15 protein-coding genes and 2 pseudogenes are annotated in these 17,456 nt (G+C 39.8%); 3 read left to right on the plus strand and 14 right to left on the minus strand.

Annotated features, from left to right (window positions below):
* Positions 1–47 precede the first annotated feature (47 nt).
* On the minus strand, positions 48–608 hold the full coding sequence (locus tag SporoP8_RS01305) for a YdhK family protein (RefSeq protein ID WP_085130839.1): 561 nt from the start codon (positions 606–608) through the stop codon (positions 48–50).
* Positions 609–836: 228 nt separating this feature from the next.
* Between SporoP8_RS01305 and SporoP8_RS01310 the strand changes: the two genes are divergently transcribed.
* Together SporoP8_RS01310 and SporoP8_RS01315 are read left to right on the plus strand one after the other, a co-directional pair.
* Positions 837–2,198, plus strand: coding sequence for a sensor histidine kinase (locus SporoP8_RS01310; protein WP_085130841.1), 1,362 nt, complete (start codon positions 837–839; stop codon positions 2,196–2,198).
* 15 nt (positions 2,199–2,213) lie between these two features.
* Positions 2,214–2,888: a response regulator transcription factor gene (locus tag SporoP8_RS01315; protein WP_085130843.1), complete on the plus strand. Its 675-nt coding sequence runs from the start codon at positions 2,214–2,216 to the stop codon at positions 2,886–2,888.
* 141 nt (positions 2,889–3,029) lie between these two features.
* On the opposite strand, the pseudogene SporoP8_RS16425 reads toward SporoP8_RS01315, so the two are convergent.
* Both SporoP8_RS16425 and SporoP8_RS16430 read right to left on the minus strand, forming a co-directional pair.
* A pseudogene (locus SporoP8_RS16425) lies at positions 3,030–3,479 on the minus strand (sodium:calcium antiporter); the annotation flags it as partial.
* 39 nt (positions 3,480–3,518) lie between these two features.
* The gene (locus tag SporoP8_RS16430) at positions 3,519–3,917 is read right to left on the minus strand and encodes a hypothetical protein (RefSeq protein ID WP_099629494.1); all 399 of its coding nucleotides are present in this window, start codon (positions 3,915–3,917) and stop codon (positions 3,519–3,521) included.
* Positions 3,918–4,233: 316 nt separating this feature from the next.
* Here SporoP8_RS16430 and SporoP8_RS01325 point away from each other — a divergent pair.
* A pseudogene (locus tag SporoP8_RS01325) lies at positions 4,234–5,510 on the plus strand (IS110 family transposase).
* Between the two features lie 727 nt (positions 5,511–6,237).
* Here the strand turns inward: SporoP8_RS01325 and SporoP8_RS01330 are convergent.
* The 11 genes from SporoP8_RS01330 to nadX form a co-directional block, all read right to left on the minus strand.
* Entirely contained in the window at positions 6,238–6,768 is a 531-nt protein-coding gene (locus SporoP8_RS01330; RefSeq protein ID WP_085130845.1) for a cupin domain-containing protein, read from the minus strand.
* Positions 6,769–7,270: 502 nt separating this feature from the next.
* Positions 7,271–8,566 carry an MFS transporter gene (locus SporoP8_RS01335; protein ID WP_085130847.1) on the minus strand — a complete coding sequence of 432 codons (1,296 nt, stop codon included), beginning with the start codon at positions 8,564–8,566 and terminating at the stop codon, positions 7,271–7,273.
* Between the two features lie 114 nt (positions 8,567–8,680).
* Positions 8,681–9,427, minus strand: a complete 747-nt coding sequence (locus SporoP8_RS01340; protein ID WP_085130849.1) for an ABC transporter permease — start codon at positions 9,425–9,427, stop codon at positions 8,681–8,683.
* Positions 9,428–9,492: 65 nt separating this feature from the next.
* Entirely contained in the window at positions 9,493–10,263 is a 771-nt protein-coding gene (locus SporoP8_RS01345) for an ABC transporter permease (RefSeq protein ID WP_085130851.1), read from the minus strand.
* Positions 10,253–11,146 (minus strand): ABC transporter ATP-binding protein, encoded by an 894-nt coding sequence (locus SporoP8_RS01350; protein WP_232319180.1) that lies wholly within the window; start codon positions 11,144–11,146, stop codon positions 10,253–10,255. Before SporoP8_RS01350 ends, SporoP8_RS01345 begins: the two co-directional genes overlap by 11 nt.
* A 203-nt stretch (positions 11,147–11,349) precedes the next feature.
* Entirely contained in the window at positions 11,350–12,366 is a 1,017-nt protein-coding gene (locus SporoP8_RS01355) for an ABC transporter substrate-binding protein (protein ID WP_157111211.1), read from the minus strand.
* Positions 12,367–13,448: 1,082 nt separating this feature from the next.
* Positions 13,449–13,628 (minus strand): VOC family protein, encoded by a 180-nt coding sequence (locus SporoP8_RS01365; RefSeq protein ID WP_085130858.1) that lies wholly within the window; start codon positions 13,626–13,628, stop codon positions 13,449–13,451.
* A gap of 298 nt (positions 13,629–13,926) precedes the next feature.
* Positions 13,927–14,724, minus strand: a complete 798-nt coding sequence (gene hcaB, locus SporoP8_RS01370) for a 3-(cis-5,6-dihydroxycyclohexa-1,3-dien-1-yl)propanoate dehydrogenase (RefSeq protein ID WP_085130859.1) — start codon at positions 14,722–14,724, stop codon at positions 13,927–13,929.
* Positions 14,725–14,815: 91 nt separating this feature from the next.
* A complete protein-coding gene (locus SporoP8_RS01375; protein ID WP_085130860.1) occupies positions 14,816–15,319 on the minus strand; it encodes an aromatic-ring-hydroxylating dioxygenase subunit beta in 504 nt (167 codons plus the stop codon).
* A 12-nt stretch (positions 15,320–15,331) separates the two neighbouring features.
* Positions 15,332–16,654 carry an aromatic ring-hydroxylating oxygenase subunit alpha gene (locus SporoP8_RS01380; protein ID WP_085130861.1) on the minus strand — a complete coding sequence of 441 codons (1,323 nt, stop codon included), beginning with the start codon at positions 16,652–16,654 and terminating at the stop codon, positions 15,332–15,334.
* Between the two features lie 19 nt (positions 16,655–16,673).
* On the minus strand, positions 16,674–17,450 hold the full coding sequence (gene nadX, locus SporoP8_RS01385) for an aspartate dehydrogenase (RefSeq protein WP_085130862.1): 777 nt from the start codon (positions 17,448–17,450) through the stop codon (positions 16,674–16,676).
* Positions 17,451–17,456 lie beyond the last annotated feature (6 nt).

The following is a 17,456-nucleotide window of genomic DNA, read 5'->3' on the forward strand; positions in this document are numbered from 1 at the left end:
TAAGTACAATGAAAAGAGCTGCGCTAGGCAACTCTATCGTTTGTTAATTACTGTTCTGATAACTCATCTTCCACAACCCATTTGTGATTTTGCACTTCTTCTCCATCTGTAGTAGACGCATAATCGATCATATAGACAGTAGTCTTCTCGGCTGATTCAATTTCTGCTTTCGCGCCTTCCATACCTGCCATATGATCAGCGAGTACGGTCACTTCAGTTCCCTTTTCAAGCGGAGCAGGTGCGGGATCTTCTATTTCTTCATGAACGACCCATTTATGATCGATCACTTTCTCACCACCATCTGTCGGTGGGTAATTGATGGAATATGCAGTCGTATCAAATGCGCCCACTATAGTTGCAGCGGCGCCCTTCATCCCTTCCATATGATCCGTTTCAATAATGGCTTCAGATCCAACGGGGTATGTCGGGTTTTCAGCTTCCATTAAACCTTCAGGAATACTTCCATCGCTAGAATGGTCCATTCCTTCCATATCATTATGTGAAGTTTCTTCACTCTTAGCAGGTTCTTGTTCTTTTGGCGTGGTCTCTCCACATCCTGCAAGCACTAGAGCAAACGCGGCACTTAGTGTAAGTACTTGTTTTTTCATCAGATTCACTCCTTCATAAAATTAATACTAGTATAACAATCTCTTATCTTTCTTTGGGCTAAATCCCTAAACTCCTTAGAAACTCCTTAATTGTAATAACGTCCAATGGAAAAAGTCTTGCATGATTTTAGTACAACTACCGCCAGCCATGCGCGTAATCGGTGCTTTCTGCATACATTTTCGATACATTTATCTTATACTGCTCAATAGAGTAAAGGGGCGCATGCTATGAAGAAAATTTCAACGAAGTTAGCGGCTTCATTTATTATTTCCTTTCTTATAATGGATACATTGCTGATGGTGTATTTACATCAGACCATCACACATGCTCGGGTGGATGAAGAACTAGATCGACTTTTAAAAACAGGTAGCAACCATCGAAATGTCTTGGAAGATAATTATACTGAAACGACGTTGCAGCATATCATTCTAATGGAAAGCGGTGGTGAACGAGACGTCGCTATTCTCGATGATAGTGGACAGATCGTCCAGCATTCATTGGAAAATGAAGAGGTCCTCACGCCTTATTTGAATCAATTACATGAAAAGCAACCGAAGCAAGATACTATATTGCCAGTTGATTGGGAAAAGATTCCTTACCTCGTCAGCGTGCATCCATATGAGGCGAAAGGACATGCTGGGACTCTCGTCATGCTTCAAAGTACCATTCCTATACGTCAACTTGTCAATCAACTCAATATTCATTTTCTACTTGCTGGTGGCGGCAGTATTGTCGTTCTATTTATGGTTTACTTATTACTATCTAAATGGTTGACACGTCCACTCATTCGGATGAAAGAAGCGACGGAGCAGATGAGCGAAGGATTGTACGATGTGGACTTGCCGAAGTTTTCGAATGATGAACTGGGAGAACTAGCAGCTTCCATTCGTAAATTATCGAATGATTTAAGCCGCGTCAAACGCGAACGAAAAGAGTTTCTCGCGTCTGTATCTCACGAAATGGGCACTCCCCTTACGTACTTAATCGGCTATGCCAAAGTGGCTCAGCGCACAGAATTGAATGATACGGAGCGATTTAACTACTTATCGATTATCGAAGAAGAGGCTGAGCGCTTAAAAACACTTGTGAAAAACTTAATGGACCTCGCTCAAATGGATGAAATGACGTTCACTGTGACGAAATCCGAATTCTCCGCTGACGCGTTCATCCGAGATATTGTCCAACTTGTCCAACCATCATTTGATTTGAAAGGTATTACGTTGCTGATTGAACAAGTCCGCGATTTCCCTCTAGTGGCGGATCGAATGCGACTTGAACAAATTATTCTTAATCTGTTAGACAACGCGCTTCACTATTCTGAAACTGGCAGTACGGTAATCGTTCGTGCTTTTCAAGATAAAAAGCATACGGTTTTACAAGTTCAAGACAGTGGGTGTGGTATTGCAGTTGAAAATCAGCAACAAATATTCGAAAAATTGTATCGTGTCGAGAAATCTCGTTCCCGTTCGTTCGGCGGTGCGGGTCTTGGTTTAGCGACAGTGAAGGAATTAACCGAAGCACATGGTGGCACTATCGAAGTACAGAGCGAATTGGATAAAGGTAGTATCTTTACGGTACGATTAAAATAGAAGTTGGTGATCCAAATGAAAACCATTTTGCTTATTGATGATGAACAACGCATGCTCGATCTGCTAGAACTATTCCTCGCTCCACACGGATATCGCTGTTTGCAAGCAACCGACGGCCAAAAAGCACTTGAAGTGTTCAAAACGGAGGACGTACATCTCGTACTCCTCGATGTGATGATGCCTGGCATGGATGGATGGGAAGTTTGCCGTAGAATTAGAAAAATTTCAGATGTACCGGTCATTTTATTAACGGCTCGTTCCGATAAATCAGATGTGGTGAAAGGACTCGACCAAGGTGCGGATGATTATATTACGAAACCATTTGACGAACGCGAACTCACAGCAAGAGTACGTGTGGCATTGCGACGTACAGAAGAAGATAATCAACCAAAGACTATTCAAGAAGGCCCATTTACGCTTGACTTAGAATCGTATTCCATCCTCTATGACACGCATGAAGTTCGTCTTACGTTAAAGGAATTCTATATTATAGAAGCGATGATGAACCGGCCAAACCGCACATTCACACGGGAAGATTTGCTTCAAGTCGCTTGGGAATATGACACGTATACAGAAGTCCGGACAGTCGATTCCCATATTCGAAATCTACGGGATAAGTTGAGGAAATCTCATTTTCCTATCGAAGAGATTTTGGTGACGGTTTGGGGGATCGGATATAAGTGGAGATAACAAGAACTTTCCAATTTATAATTATCGTTCACCATATTCACGCTACACATCGTGCCATAAAGATAGAAAAGGCTACTTTCCACGAATGGAGAGTAGCCTATTCTTAGTGATCTGTGCCGAGGACAGACCGAGGTGTTTTTCCTAATTACGTAAAATAACATACACTAGATACACGACGTATGCTACAGCTAACATCAAACCTTCACGCTTACCAATTTTGAAGCCGGTTCTAGCGAATAACAACAATACTAACGTCAATACAAGCATAATGATCACGTCGATAAATACTTTATCGTTCACGGCGATCGGCGTAATGACAGAAGACGCCCCGAGAACGAACAGGATGTTGAAAATATTGCTCCCTACGATATTTCCCAAAGCGATTTCACTTTCTTTTTTCAAGGCTGCTGAAATCGAGGTAACCAGTTCAGGTAAAGAGGTACCGATGGCGATGATCGTGAGACCAACCAATGTTTCACTCATGCCTAGAGAATAAGCGATTGTCGTAGCATTATCGACAACCAAATCTCCTCCGAAAATAATTGCCGCCAACCCAACTAGTGTAATAAGGATATTCTTTCCCCACTTCACATTATCAGTGGCCTGAATGTCGTCAGGACTTCTTTTTTGTTAAGAATTTTTTATATTTGTTTCGCTAATCTGTAAATCTTTATATTCTTTATATTCTTTTCTAATGTCATAAAAAGTTATGATTAACAAGATCCAAACAACAGGGCTAGATAATGATATACCTACTTGCGAAACACCACCTAATAGAGTAAATACAATAAGAACAGTCAACAAATAAGATGTAAGTGCAATTTGAAATAAGTAACCATATTTTAGAGATTCATTTTTAAGATAACGATTCTCAAAAAAACCTCCAAGTAAAATAAGCAAAATAAGCCCTATGAATAGTAGTTTGGGAATGTAAAACAATTCATTAAAGTTTGAAAAAAAGTCATAAGCCAATAGTACAGTAATATGCAGCACTAGTAATACAATTAAGAACGTATGTCTCCTTTTCATTTAAAGTATCTCCTATTTGTTTACTATACGAGTTAACAGCAAAATAGGATTCAGTAAATTTTCCTATTTACAAATAATTAGTTAAATAGATATACGTTTATATAGGATGTCTAGTTAAGGTAAATGAAATTTGTTTAAGTTATAGTTTTAATTTCTTCAACAATAAAAAATACTGACAATTCTCAAAGGTGTATAAAGGAGCATTCCTGTTAGAAGCTTTTTCGGGGACTTGAACACAAAGAGCCCTCTTGGTATGATACGGGGTGTCAAATCTGCACGAATTGACCCCTAATTTAAATACCAAGGAGGGCTCACAATGAATTTTACGCAAAATGCTAAGATTAATCAAGTTACAGATAAAACGCTAGTCATCGAAATCGACATTGCCAAACGAACACATTACGCCTGTATGGTGGATGAGCGTGGACTGATCCTGAAGAAATCGTTCCCTGTACATCAATCCAATCAAGGATTCTAATACTTCTATGAATGTATTCTAGACGCTAAGAAACAATTCGGTTAAAGCGATGTCATCATTGGCATCGAGCCTACCGGTCACTATTGGCTCAATTCGGCTTACTTTCTCGACGATCGGGGCATCCCCCTCGTCGTATGTAATCCCATGCATGTAAAGAAATCCAAGGAACTTGACGATAATCTTCAGACGAAGAACGACGCTAAGGATGCCCTTGTCATCGCACGTCTAATGAAAGATGGTCGTTACAACTATCCACGGAGATTAAGAGAAATAGAGGCTGAATTACGTGTCGGTTCGACACTGATAGGCAACCTTACTGAAGAATTGAACACGATTAAAAACAAGATGATCCGATGGACTGATCGGTATTTTCCTGAATTCCAAACAGTATTTCCGTCCTTTGGAAAATGGTGCTTGCCGATTTGGAATGTACCCCATTCCCGTGTGAGATAGCGAATCAGGAACCGTCAGAACTACTGGCAACCTAACGGACGGTTAAGGGGATGAAATCTTCCCAACTGCCAAAGACGAAAAAGCTCATTGTAAATGCGCGTACTTCTATAGGTGTAATAGAAGGACAACAGATGGCCCGTAATGAAATTGCCACACTTGTCCAGCGTTATCGCCAACTTGAGAAGGAGCTGGCATCACTTCAAGAACAGCTGACAGCGTTTATTCAGGCTACAGTTGAGTACAAATATCTCCAAACAGTCCCAGGACTTGGAGACGCAACCATTATTGATTTACTATCAGAAATCGACAGTTTTGCCCATTACAATCATCCACGTCAATTACTGAAACTGGCGGGATTGACATTGGGGGAGAATTCATCCGGAAAGCACAAGGGACAGAAACGAATTTCTAAAAGAGGAAGAAGCCAGCTGCGTGCACTGCTCTTCCGTGTCATGATGCCAATGGTGCGTCATAACCAGGCATTTAAACAACTGCACGAGTATTACACAACCAGACAAGTAAATCCATTACGCAAGAAACAGTCCATCGTGGTTCTCTGCGGAAAACTACTGAAGGTACTGCACGCAATCTGTACGAAGCACATGGTGTTTGACGCTGAGCAAATGATGAGGGACATTCCCACGCTCGATAGAGCTGCTTAAGCACGACATTCTGAGGGAATGACTAGAAAATTGGATGACACGGAGAAGCTGGCATTATATTATCCATACGACCAATGAGCCCCCAAAGGAGCTTAGCCAGCCTCCGCCTTATGACTAGACCGAACGAAGGTATGTAGGCGCTTTTGACGCCAAGAGACATGGGAGGGTACGTCATCATAAGCAATACGGAGATTCAAAGTGCATCGTATATAGCATCATCATCGCAACCAATATTATCCAGCGATGACAGCGTAGCGCACCCATGGACGTTTGAATACTCAAATATCTAATTATTATTGTTTATCAGCGTGTAAAAAACATTTTTTTGGCACCTTTACAACGGCTTAAACCGTTGATACATCAACATTTATAGAGGGAGTGATTGTACATTCGGATCAAGGAAGTGTGTACACATCATACGCGTACCAATTCTGTATCAAGGATCATGATCTGATCAGCAGCATGTCACGTCGAGAAAACTGTTGAGACAATGCGATGATTGAATCATTTCATTCAAGTCTAAAGTCTGAGGTATTTCAATACGTTAAATTTAACTCACTACAAATTCAAGATGTAGTTGTACGAGTAATCGCTTACTTGAATTATTTTAATAAATAACGAATCCAAGAAAAATTAGGCTACCTGACACCGGTTATGGTGTCGCAGCAGCCTAATTAAGGTGTTTTATAGATGTCTCAAATCGCTATGTCAGTCTACTATATTACTTTTATTTAATAATTGCTTCTCGATCTTTAGCTCTAGACTTTCTAAGCTCTTCTAGCTCACTTCCAATAGGATAGGTAGGTAAATTGGGCTTAATTGCACCTAGCATTACTAACATAAGAGCTTCATCATCCCCATCATTTCTAATGCCCCTATATATACCAGGAGGACTACTAATACAATCCCGGGCATTTAATTTAATTTCATGTACTTCACCTTCACTATTCTCTTGAATTAATGCAGTAACATTACCTTTTAAGACAAAAAATACTTCTTCTACATCATCATGTAAATGTAATGGACCTATGCAACCAGCGGGTAATACCATTGTACTGAGAGTGAAATTCTCTCCAGTAATAATATTGGAATCATTATTTGCAGTTGCACCACGACCTATATACCTCATTTGTGCTCTCCTGTATTTTGGGTTTATCTCCTCTTGAAATTTTAATACATTCCAATCCAAAGACCTGTCATCCAATTTAGCTACATACTTTTTTTCGAATTCTTCAATTGAAAACTTTTCATCTGCCATAGGTGAAACCTCCCTAATTTAGTTTTATATGAAAATTCGGACTAGTTTAGGTATATTAAATTGCGTAATTATAAGATATCTATAGAAATTAGAGTCACTATACGGATTAGACTCTATAGATTCATGAATACATAAAATGTTTAAATTCCCAGAAAACTATTTATTAAATAAACTTAGTTATTCCCAGAGAATCCATATTAATGAAAACACCCCTTACAAATAAGGTCTTCAGCTTATAATTAGGGTTTACCGTGATGTTAAAAAAATATGGTTATATTATGAATTAGAATCCTGTAAATGAAAAAAGCTATTGGTAGGAGTAGCAATTCATTATAATTATTAAAATCTGGGGAGTATATTATTTCTATACAACCGCTTTCCATGGAATGGTAGTAGCGATTAATATTTTTGCATACTACCATTACCTACTTAGTTTGACCACCAAATTCAAAACCACTTCATAAAAGCCAAATCAGGAGACTAAAAAATAGCTAAGCAATGATCAAATCGCCTGCATTTCTGATTGATTTTGAATCTTTTTCTTAGCCTCCTGAACTTCTTTGTTTTCTGTTTTAAGCGTAAACAAGTAAGCGATGAACCCCAAAGCGGTGATAGCAATCAACATGATAAGCGACGGACCGAAGTCTCCTCCGTTAATATCGCGCATCCATCCCATCACATAACTAGAAAATCCGCCGAATATGTTCGTGAAACCCATGAGCCCCGCTGCACGACCAGCAGTTTCTGGCGTTGAAAATTGTACGATAAATAAGTTACTTAAATGAAAGATTCCTCCCAATGTTCCCATTGCAAGTCCTAATGCCAAAGCGGATATGATGGCGACCGAGACTTGTGTGGAAACCGTCAACAAGATTGCACAGGAAGCAAACAAGATCGTTGCTATTAAACTAGGGCGCTTCGTTTTATCTGCTAAATAACCACAGATCAGAACGAAGCCAAGTGCAAACAACCAAGATAAGGATGTGATCCCAGTCATAGCATCTACATCAAAATTCCTGGCTTGCATCAAGTACGTTGGCAGCCAAATACTAATGCCGAAAAATAAGAAAGAAGTGATCACCATACCGAACCAAACAATCCAGTAACGGGAATCTTGAACGTAACTTTTCTTCTTTTCTTCAGTAACCGGAGTATCATCTTGTCTTATGTACGACAATTCTTCTTTGCTGACGCCCGGATGGCTTTCCGGTTCATTTCTAGTTAAGAAAATCAACATCGGCAATACAAGAAGTAAATTCAACCCAGCCAATATAAAGAACGTCGCATGCCAACTGAGCGTGGCAATGATCAATGAAATGAAAACTGCACCGATGGCAGGTCCTGCATAGTTACCCGAAATCCAGGAAGACTGCGCGCGGCCCAATTCGTTTTTGTTGAACCAAGTAGCGATGAATTTCCCACAGACCGGGATCATCATCCCTTCCCCGATTCCTAAGACAATCCGTGTCACCATGAACATTTCATAAGTGGTGGCAAATCCGCCTAGCAGCATTGTCACTGTCCAAATCGAAACTCCAATGATTGCTGTTTTGCGGGCTCCGAACTTATCAATGAAGAATCCCCAGAAAAAGTTGGAGATTGCATACGCTACCATGAAGATAAAGGTTAAGAAGCCAATCTTCGCATTCGCATTGGCTCCTGTCATTCCAAGATCACTTAGAAACTGTGGATCAGTCTGGACAATGGAAATTCCTAACTTGTCAATTTGTCCGAAAAACCATAGAAAGAAAATAGGCGTCGCTATATATAACCATCGTTTGTTGTTTTTGATATTCATTTTCGTTCCTCCCATACTATCTTATTAAGGAATTTCACAATTGGAGACCCTAAACTTGTATACGATTCACTTTATTGAATTTAATTTTAGTTAATTATCTAAAATACCTATCTCTTACCAGTAAACATATCGATTTCTTACATATAGTAGTAAGCGATCTAACCCATAACCAAAGAGTGATATAAAAATTACGACTGCCAACACTTTGCTTTGGGATAAGGTGGCCGATAAATAAACGAGAAAATATCCAATTCCATTATTTGAACTGATCATTTCTGTCAGTACAGCAATAACCACCCCTATTGGGAGCGCAATTCGGAAACCTGTGAAAATTGATGGCATCGTTCCTGGCAAAAACACTTTCCAAAACAGCTTTCGATCGGTCGCCCCCATATTCTGACCAGACCAAACGTACAAATGATTTACACTTTTCGCACCGTAGTATGTACTCACTACTATAGGGAAAATGCACTCGAGAAAAATGGTAAATATTTTAGAACCAGAACCTAACCCGAATAGGAGTACAAATATAGGGTATAAAGCCACTCTTGGTATAGGATAACCTGCCGTGAAAATTGGTTGCATAAGGTCATCAATAAATGATGACCGGCTCATTTGAATCCCAATTGGAATTCCAACGATTGCTGCAAGTAAGAAACCTACCAAGATCCGATAAATTGTAACTCCCATATTTGTCCATAGATCGCTTGTGGCAAGCAGCTCAACAAATACCAATAGAATTTCTCCAAGACCAGGGAATAACTGTCTTGGAAAAAGTTCTGCCAACACGAACCCTTGCCACAATAGAGCTATTAGTATTAACGCTAAATATTTCACAATAAATTTTTTTATCGCTTTCATATGCGTCCTCCCTCTATGTCCTGGTGTCTATAGCGCTACAAGATTTCGTGACAACAATCGATCTACTATCGATTTTGCCACCATAAGACCCTCCCCCTCAGACCGATTAACAATCGATCGAAAAGAAAACCTAACGCTGCGATAACTATGACTGCAGCAAGAACAATATCCGTACGGCCATATGCATCAGCATTCAGAATCATAAATCCTAAGCCTTTACCAGTTGATGAGCCAATCATTTCCGATGAAAACATCATGACAAAAGTTAACGCAAGAGCAACACGCCAACCGTCAAATATTTTAGGGAGGGCCGCTGGAAGTACAACACGGTACAACATTTTGAACTTAGAAGCTCCCATATTTTCCGCTGACCATAGATAAAGTTTATTAATTCCTCGAACACCATCCAATGTTGCAATAAAACAAGGGAAAAAAGCACTCGTGAAAATAATCAGAATCCTTGTCGTATCTGTCACACCGAACCAAACTAAAAACACAGGAAGTAAAGCAATTTTAGGAATCGGATTGAAAAAAGATACGACCGGATCAAAAAACCTTCCAATCGGTTGGAAAAATCCTGCTAAGATTCCCAACCCTGTTCCGAATAAAACAACCAGCAAAAACCCGACAATCGATCGATATAAACTGATTCCTATGTGTGGAAATACTTCACCTGTCATAAAAAATTCACTAATAATCCCAAGAACAACTGCCGGGCTGGAGACATAGGTAGGAAACCAATCCGTCATTGACAGTAGTTGCCATAACGATAAGAAAAGGAGAAGCTCCACCAAAGAAATAACTATAAAGCGACTTTTCTTAAAGCTACTCGGCATTGGATTGACCTCCTATACTTTTCACATTTTCCTCCTCATGCAAAAGATCCCAAATATGATTCCGGTAATCAATAAAATCATAAGACTTTCGAATCGATACATCACGGGGTCTTGGTAATTCAATTTTCAAGATTTCCTTAACTACCGAGGGACGTTTCGTCAAAACAACGACGTAATCACTTAAATAAATCGCTTCTTCAATATCATGTGTAACGAATATCACGCTTTTTTTCGATTCCGACCAGATCCTTTGAAGTTCCACTTGCATCGTCTCTCTAGTTTGGGAATCAAGTGCACCGAATGGTTCATCCATAAGCAGCACTTTAGGGTCAAAAGCAAGCACTCTAGCAAGAGATACTCTCTGCTTCATGCCTCCCGATAACTCGGAAGGCAGATTGTCTTTGAATTCCCAAAGTCCGACAAGTTTTAAGAAGTATTCCACCCGCTCTTTGATATCAGCTTTGGGAAACTTTTGTGCTTCCAACCCCCATGCCACATTGTCGTAAACTTTGCGCCAAGGGAATAGGGTCGACTCTTGGAACATCATTCCCCTGTCCGGAGCAGGTTTGCCAACTTCTTCTCCTCGGACACTTACCACCCCTGATGTCCGTTCAATAAAGCCGCCAACAATATGAAGGAATGTACTCTTCCCACAACCACTCGGGCCGACAACACTTACGAACTCGCCTTCTTTTATATCTAAATCAATCCCTTTGATTGCTTCAATTTCTTCACCTTTACGTTCAAAGACCTTACGCAAGTTAGATATTTTAATCGCACTCTCTTTTGGCTCTACCTTATTTACGGGAACAACTCTTGTCATTACGGATCCAAAACTCATTTTCGCCACCTCCGATAGAAATCCAACATTGAACTTTTTCAAATACAGACCATCCTAAACAATTATACTTCGGTCTACTTGTGTCTTAAGTAAGTGACATAGTTAACCTAAAACCGTCGCATCTTTGTGACAATGGCTACCGGCCAGCATTGTAGCTTCCCTTTACTAAATTTGTAGAGAGTCTATTTCGGACTCCCTCTAAATTTAAATACTTTTGTCATTCACCCCACCCCTGATTGGCCAAGTTATTTGGCTAAGAATGAGTCATCAATCAATTCATCTAAGTCAACTTTCTGTTCAATCCATTCGTCTTCCAGCAAAATTTCTTGGACAAGCTCCCAGCTTTCTTTCGTAAGTGAACTATCGATCGAACGGTTATAATCGACTAGATTGAGATAAATTTCCGGTTCAGAAAGAACAAATTCAGCATCCAGCAACTTTTGACGAGCCTCTTTTTTGTTCTCCACATAGTACCTTGTCATATATTGTAAGTCTTCCACGAGTGCACGAACCGCCTCTTCATGCTCTGCAATAAAGTCGGGATGTAAAAAGAGATTCAGGAAATCTTCGTCTATCGGAACACCATCTTTGGAAGTGAACACTGTTTTTAATTCACCGGCTTCTTGTGCCATTTCATAGAAAGGTTGTGGAAATAAACCGACATCTATCTTCCCACTTTTCACCGCTTCTTCCACTGCCGGAGTTGGAAGCACCGCATACTTTACATCTTTATCAGGATCTAACCCTGCTGCTTTCACAGCCGAACGTGCCCACATATCAGTAGGTGATTTGAAATCAGGGATACCAATTGTTTTGCCTTTTAAGTCGGCCGCTGATTCAAGGCCAGCATCTTTCAGTCCCATGAATGCCGAGTTGAATCCTTCCCCAGGTGTTTCTTTAGCTATGTTTGCAACAATTTTCAAATTGATCCCTTGAGCTGCCGACATAATCGCTGCCCCTTGTCCAATTGATCCCCCTTGAATTTGCCCAGCTCGATAAGCATTCAATCGATCAGTATTCGCCCTAAATTGCTGAAGGTCTAATGTATATTTCTCTCCATAATTCGGCGCCAGATCGGATGCCACTTTAATTAGCCATAAGTTTTCTTCTGTTGCATAGCCGACGCCTAATTTAATTTCAACCGGTCCATTCCCTTTTTCTCCTTCAGCTGAAGCTTTACCAATTTGTTGATCAGCAGAACCACATGCAGCCAATAGTCCGATCATCAATACGAAGACAAAACCTGCAATCATTTTCTTCATTTTCGTTCCTCCAATTTTCTGTTGTATTTCTCCCACAAAATTCCGCCCCCATTGTAACCGCTTTCATTAAACCTGAATGAATAATGACAAAACAGGATTTTTTATATGTTTTATATACAAAACATGTTTTTGTAAATCCTATAATTAAATTTTACACTCTTCTGAATTTAATGTCAATAAGATAAAATAAGATATTAATATAGTTTTCTTATAACACTTTATGTGAAGAATCGTCTATTAGCAGACCGGTTTATGCAGTCATTTAAATAAAAAAAGAATCTTGATCGTAGGTTCATCGTACTGACTTCTTACTATGCCTTCCACTATAATTAACGCATTGTATATCTGACAGCGAGTCGATATTGAGAATAAAATATTATTTCGGCTTTTAGAAAGTATATATTGCAATTTTTGTAATAAACCCTGTAGTCCTTCCCAACTTAAAGTGCATGGATAGGGATAATCAATCATAAGAAAAAGACTACATTTCGTTCCTAATCGAAATGTAGTCTTTTTAAATTTGACTGCATGTAGACAAATTATGGTTCCAAAACCATCTGTCTTTGAATTTAATGAGATTGACCTGCAAATAATTTTAACACTACTTTAAACTCTTCTGTGGTGTCCAAATATGCATATTGCCCATTCCAATACTTGCGTTGTTGGATGACGTCATAGTCCTATTCTCGAAAGTCAGGTAACCTTTCTTCCAAATTGTCCAGCTCCAAAGAAATATGGTGAATTCCTTCCCCATATTTCTCCAAATGCCCCTTCCAAACACCCAGGCTTTTTCCTGGTTGAATGAGCTTCACCTTGATTGTTGGTGTTTCAAAAAAATGAATCCTACGTCAGCCTCTTTTGCTTCTCTTTTATATGCTACTTGAGTCACTCCGCAACCCCCGACTCGATTTTTGGGGGAATCTCCAAGATTGGCAAGTCCCCTAAGCGGGCAGCAGACGCATTGATGTCTTCCACTATGAATGCGATTTGTGTGATAGTCCGTGAGCCAAACAGTAGCTCGGCAATATCATCCCCACTTTTTTAGGCTGGGGCGTTTCTCTTTCAAGCAATTCGAATACAGTTTACAACGAAGCTTCTGTATCTAAATAGGCATAACGCCCTTTGTTTACAGATGTGAATTTACCTGAATGTAGCAACGGATAAACTCTTGTAGCAAAAGTTTCGAGACTAGGAGCAATTTTGTCTACAACAAAAGCAAGGTGATGAATCCCTTCTCCGTATCCCACCAAATAATCTTTCATCGTGTTTGGTTCATCATTCACTTCCATCAGTTCGATTTGGATTTACAGTGTGTCAATGAGTACAAACTTACTCTGCGTATCTGAGGTGACTCCTTTATGAAACACTTGCGATTGGTCATGGGCACCTGCCAAAAAATATTCCGGTTCCATAAAGCCAAGCAACTTGCTGAATGATGATATGGCTTGATCTATATCCTTTACGATGAAATCGATTTGTTCTATTGAATTGTTCCGAGCATTCTTTTATCAAGACTGCACCATATCTCAGTAATCAATTTCGCCTTAGAACGACCTATTATCAGAAAGTCGTACCAGGCATCCCTCTCACACCAAGCCCTCCGTCACTCTCTATGATGGTTCCTGTTATCGCCTTAGCGTTATCAGATGCCAATAGGACATAGGCGCCGTTGTGATCACTTGCTTCCTGAGCAATTTGCAGTGGATTTCTACTTGCAATATTTTTCTTTCTCGTTTCCTTATCTATCTGTTTTACGCTATCTTGCAGGCATGGGATCGCAGTGATTTCCGTGACCGTTCCACCAGGTGACACGCCATTTACTCTAATCTCAGGAGCCAACTCATAAGCCAACTCTCGGATAAGCCCTACAATCGCATGCTTACTTGCCGTGTAAATAGGGCCTCCGCCATTCGGATAAAACCCGGAATTGGAAACAGTGAAGATGATATTCCCTTTCGTTTTCTTCAGCTCTTCAGCAGCAGCTTTTGCCGCCAATAAGCCCCCTTTTACATTTATATCGAAAATAGTTGAAAACGCTTCATCCAGATGCTCTTCTGGCAGTCGCTCCAATGTGACAAAGCCATCGAATACGCCTGCATTGGAAACTAATATATCCAGTTTTCCAAACTTCTCCACCGTTTTTCGGACAACTTCTTGATGGCTTGAATATTTTGTTACGTCGCCTTTCACTGTTAAAATATTGTCTTTAAATTCTTCTTGTAACGCATTCAGCTTCTCTTCTGACCTTCCCAAAATACAAACTTTAGCACCTTGATGTATATACTCCCTTGCGACTGCTTCCCCAATGCCGTTCGTTCCACCTGTCACAATTGCAACTTTTCCATCCAATGATTCCATCACTTTTACACTTCCCCACTATAAAGTTAATCCTTTTTATAACAACTGTAGCTACCCTAATTTTAACGGGTAGCTACATATTGAATGACTATTAAACAAAAATCGCCAAGTTTCTTGTTCCTAAAGACGTCTGATCTGCTAAGAACCAGCGTGATACTAACTTCCAATCACCATTTTCTTTGCGGAGTACGTCTTTACGCTCTCCCGAGATTAAGTCAGCAGTCGTATCTGTACTTCTACTTCTATACAACAGCAAATTACTATGGACAGCCACTTCATTTTCCGACACTTCTTTGATCTTCACATTCGAAACATTCCTTCTTGTACGTGATGGTGGCAATTCAGCCCACGCCATATCTGTTTTCATACGATCGATTCGAAGTTTCAAAGTTGTCGAATCATCGTCGAATAGTAAGGTAGCTTCTGAGTAATCAGGTTTTGACTTTTCCATTTGATTGATTCTTAAAGGCATTGTATAACTGATTTCCTCAGACAACAGTTCATACCAACCATCAAAATTCAATTGATCCAAAAGCTCTGATTCTTTATAAAGCCATTGCTCAATTTCATGTTGCAATATAATATCCTCATGCATCCCATTCACCTCTTATTCAGCCGTTATTTGATCAAGCCAGTTTCTGAAAAATGCTCTGGAGTTCGCTTCATTAAATTTATCTTTATAAACAATACCAGGTCCAACGAAGTCTTCTACTGGCTCTTGATGCATACCCATCGTGTAGTTAAAGACAATGTTCTCATGTAAATGATATGGACTTTTACTGTTTTGTGTGATATCTGTAAAATTTTCTGTATCGTCTTGTTCGAAAATTCCAGAAGCTCCGAACGTTAGTGTAAAAGCTTGTTCTGATAATCTCTTCCATTCTTCTGTTGCATTTTTTTCAACAAGCATCCAAGATGATATCTCCATGGAGTCTGGTCCCGTCGGCTTCCAGATACGAAGGGATGTATGAGAGATTTTCTGGCCTTTTAAATCCATCGAAGAAATGAGAATCATAATATTCGGAGAGACACAAACAATCATATTCTTCATCTGCTTCAAAATGTCGTATTGATCTTCATTGAGTCGTTCTTTATATTCATCAATTAAGCTTTCAGGAAAGGCAAAACCGTCAGGGTTCGGCATGCCTAAATTCAATCCATGCCCGTTCCCCGTATAAATCTGGTAACCATATTTTGAATAGTCCCCTGTCGGAACAAGGCCTAATTTTGCAATCGATCCGTGAGAAACCAATGTATGGTAAGAGTCAGAAATTGTATTGTCTGATCCCAGTTTCCAAGTTCCATCTACATTCCATTTTTGCGGAAGACCTACAACCTCCATTTCTGCACGGTTAAATGCCAGGTCGAGATACCATTTAATATCTCCTAAAAATTCTTCGAGGGAAACAGCTTCAGAATTAAGCGTTGCAAAAATCAAGTCTGCATAGACATCATGACGAATTTCCTTCAAGCCCATTTTACTTTTATCCATCGTTTCACCGTAAACGACTTTCTGGAACGGAATCCCGATCAAGTCACCAGTGTTTTTAAAGTTGAACCCATGGTAAGGACACGTAAAGTTTTTTTGATTTCCGTTATCCATCCGGCAAAGTTTCATACCGCGATGTGTACAAACATTTAGCAACACATGAATTTCACCATCTGCACCATGTGTGACGATGACGCTCTGTCCGCCCATTTCCCGTGTCACAAAATCTCCTATGTTCGGTATTTCCGACTTATGGGCGACAAATAGCCAGTCCTTTAAGAAAATTTTCTCCATCTCAAGCTCATAAACTTTTGGATGTGAGAAAATATAAGATGGAATCATGCCTTCTTCTGGCTTAACTGTATCTTTTAAGTATTGAATCAATTCACTTCTTGTCATTTCGTCTAGCCGCGGAACTTGTTTAGTACTCGTAGTAGTCATACAAACGACCTCCTTATTTTTATAAGCCGATCTTTATAGTAGATTGCAACTTTTTCAATGTACCTAGCACACTTAAAGCGGCTAACATACTCGTGTTAGGGTTCGTACGCATCGGCTCGTTTTCAATTTGAAACGTCATAGACCCAAAAGTACCTTCCGCTTGAATTTGATGATGATTTTTCGTCACTGTCGAATCGGCAATAATTTCAACTTTCGTATTTTCCACTCCGATCCCAGCGAGTGATAATACAATCGAAACATTGATATTTTTAGGGAATTTTTCAATCGCTTCTGCAGCTGATCCTTGGAAAATCACTTTTTCCCCTACGATGTCCTCTCCAAATGAATGCGCCGGTTTCCTCGTTGTTAATGAAACCCTTTTCAATTCTCCTAATCCATTTGCATTTTGGATTGCATCTATTCCTCCTATTGCACCGGATGGTAAATAAATTGAATGTTTGTGTTTTTTTCCTAATAATTTAACTTCTTCTAAAAATGCCTCATCAGCTAGTGCTCCGATACTAATGATGATCACTTCTTTTTTCTCAAGCACCTTTGGAACGTGCTGATGAGCCGTTGCTACGTTGGCTGCTTCCACTACGATGTCTATATCGGATTCGAGAAATTGATCGATATCATTGAACAACTGGACTCCATAATCAGCAGCTAGCTGTTCATATTTTTTTAAGTTGCGGACAAATAAGCTCTTCACTTTCAATCCGTCCAACTGCATTTGCTGTATTTCTTTTATGATGAATGTCGCAATGGAACCGGCTCCGATAATACCTATGTTCATTCAGAC

Origin of the sequence: Sporosarcina ureae (genome assembly GCF_002101375.1) — a bacterium.
GTDB lineage: Bacteria > Bacillota > Bacilli > Bacillales_A > Planococcaceae > Sporosarcina > Sporosarcina ureae_B.

What these genes read in the sequence shown, in the direction of transcription:
- SporoP8_RS01305 (WP_085130839.1), bottom strand. Translation starts at nt 608, where the DNA reads ATGAAAAAACAAGTACTTACACTAAGTGCCGCGTTTGCTCTAGTGCTT.
- SporoP8_RS01310 (WP_085130841.1), top strand. Translation starts at nt 837, where the DNA reads ATGAAGAAAATTTCAACGAAGTTAGCGGCTTCATTTATTATTTCCTTT.
- SporoP8_RS01315 (WP_085130843.1), top strand. Translation starts at nt 2,214, where the DNA reads ATGAAAACCATTTTGCTTATTGATGATGAACAACGCATGCTCGATCTG.
- SporoP8_RS16430 (WP_099629494.1), bottom strand. Translation starts at nt 3,917, where the DNA reads ATGAAAAGGAGACATACGTTCTTAATTGTATTACTAGTGCTGCATATT.
- SporoP8_RS01330 (WP_085130845.1), bottom strand. Translation starts at nt 6,768, where the DNA reads ATGGCAGATGAAAAGTTTTCAATTGAAGAATTCGAAAAAAAGTATGTA.
- SporoP8_RS01335 (WP_085130847.1), bottom strand. Translation starts at nt 8,566, where the DNA reads ATGAATATCAAAAACAACAAACGATGGTTATATATAGCGACGCCTATT.
- SporoP8_RS01340 (WP_085130849.1), bottom strand. Translation starts at nt 9,427, where the DNA reads ATGAAAGCGATAAAAAAATTTATTGTGAAATATTTAGCGTTAATACTA.
- SporoP8_RS01345 (WP_085130851.1), bottom strand. Translation starts at nt 10,263, where the DNA reads ATGCCGAGTAGCTTTAAGAAAAGTCGCTTTATAGTTATTTCTTTGGTG.
- SporoP8_RS01355 (WP_157111211.1), bottom strand. Translation starts at nt 12,366, where the DNA reads ATGAAGAAAATGATTGCAGGTTTTGTCTTCGTATTGATGATCGGACTA.
- SporoP8_RS01365 (WP_085130858.1), bottom strand. Translation starts at nt 13,628, where the DNA reads ATGAAAGATTATTTGGTGGGATACGGAGAAGGGATTCATCACCTTGCT.
- hcaB (WP_085130859.1), bottom strand. Translation starts at nt 14,724, where the DNA reads ATGGAATCATTGGATGGAAAAGTTGCAATTGTGACAGGTGGAACGAAC.
- SporoP8_RS01375 (WP_085130860.1), bottom strand. Translation starts at nt 15,319, where the DNA reads ATGCATGAGGATATTATATTGCAACATGAAATTGAGCAATGGCTTTAT.
- SporoP8_RS01380 (WP_085130861.1), bottom strand. Translation starts at nt 16,654, where the DNA reads ATGACTACTACGAGTACTAAACAAGTTCCGCGGCTAGACGAAATGACA.
- nadX (WP_085130862.1), bottom strand. Translation starts at nt 17,450, where the DNA reads ATGAACATAGGTATTATCGGAGCCGGTTCCATTGCGACATTCATCATA.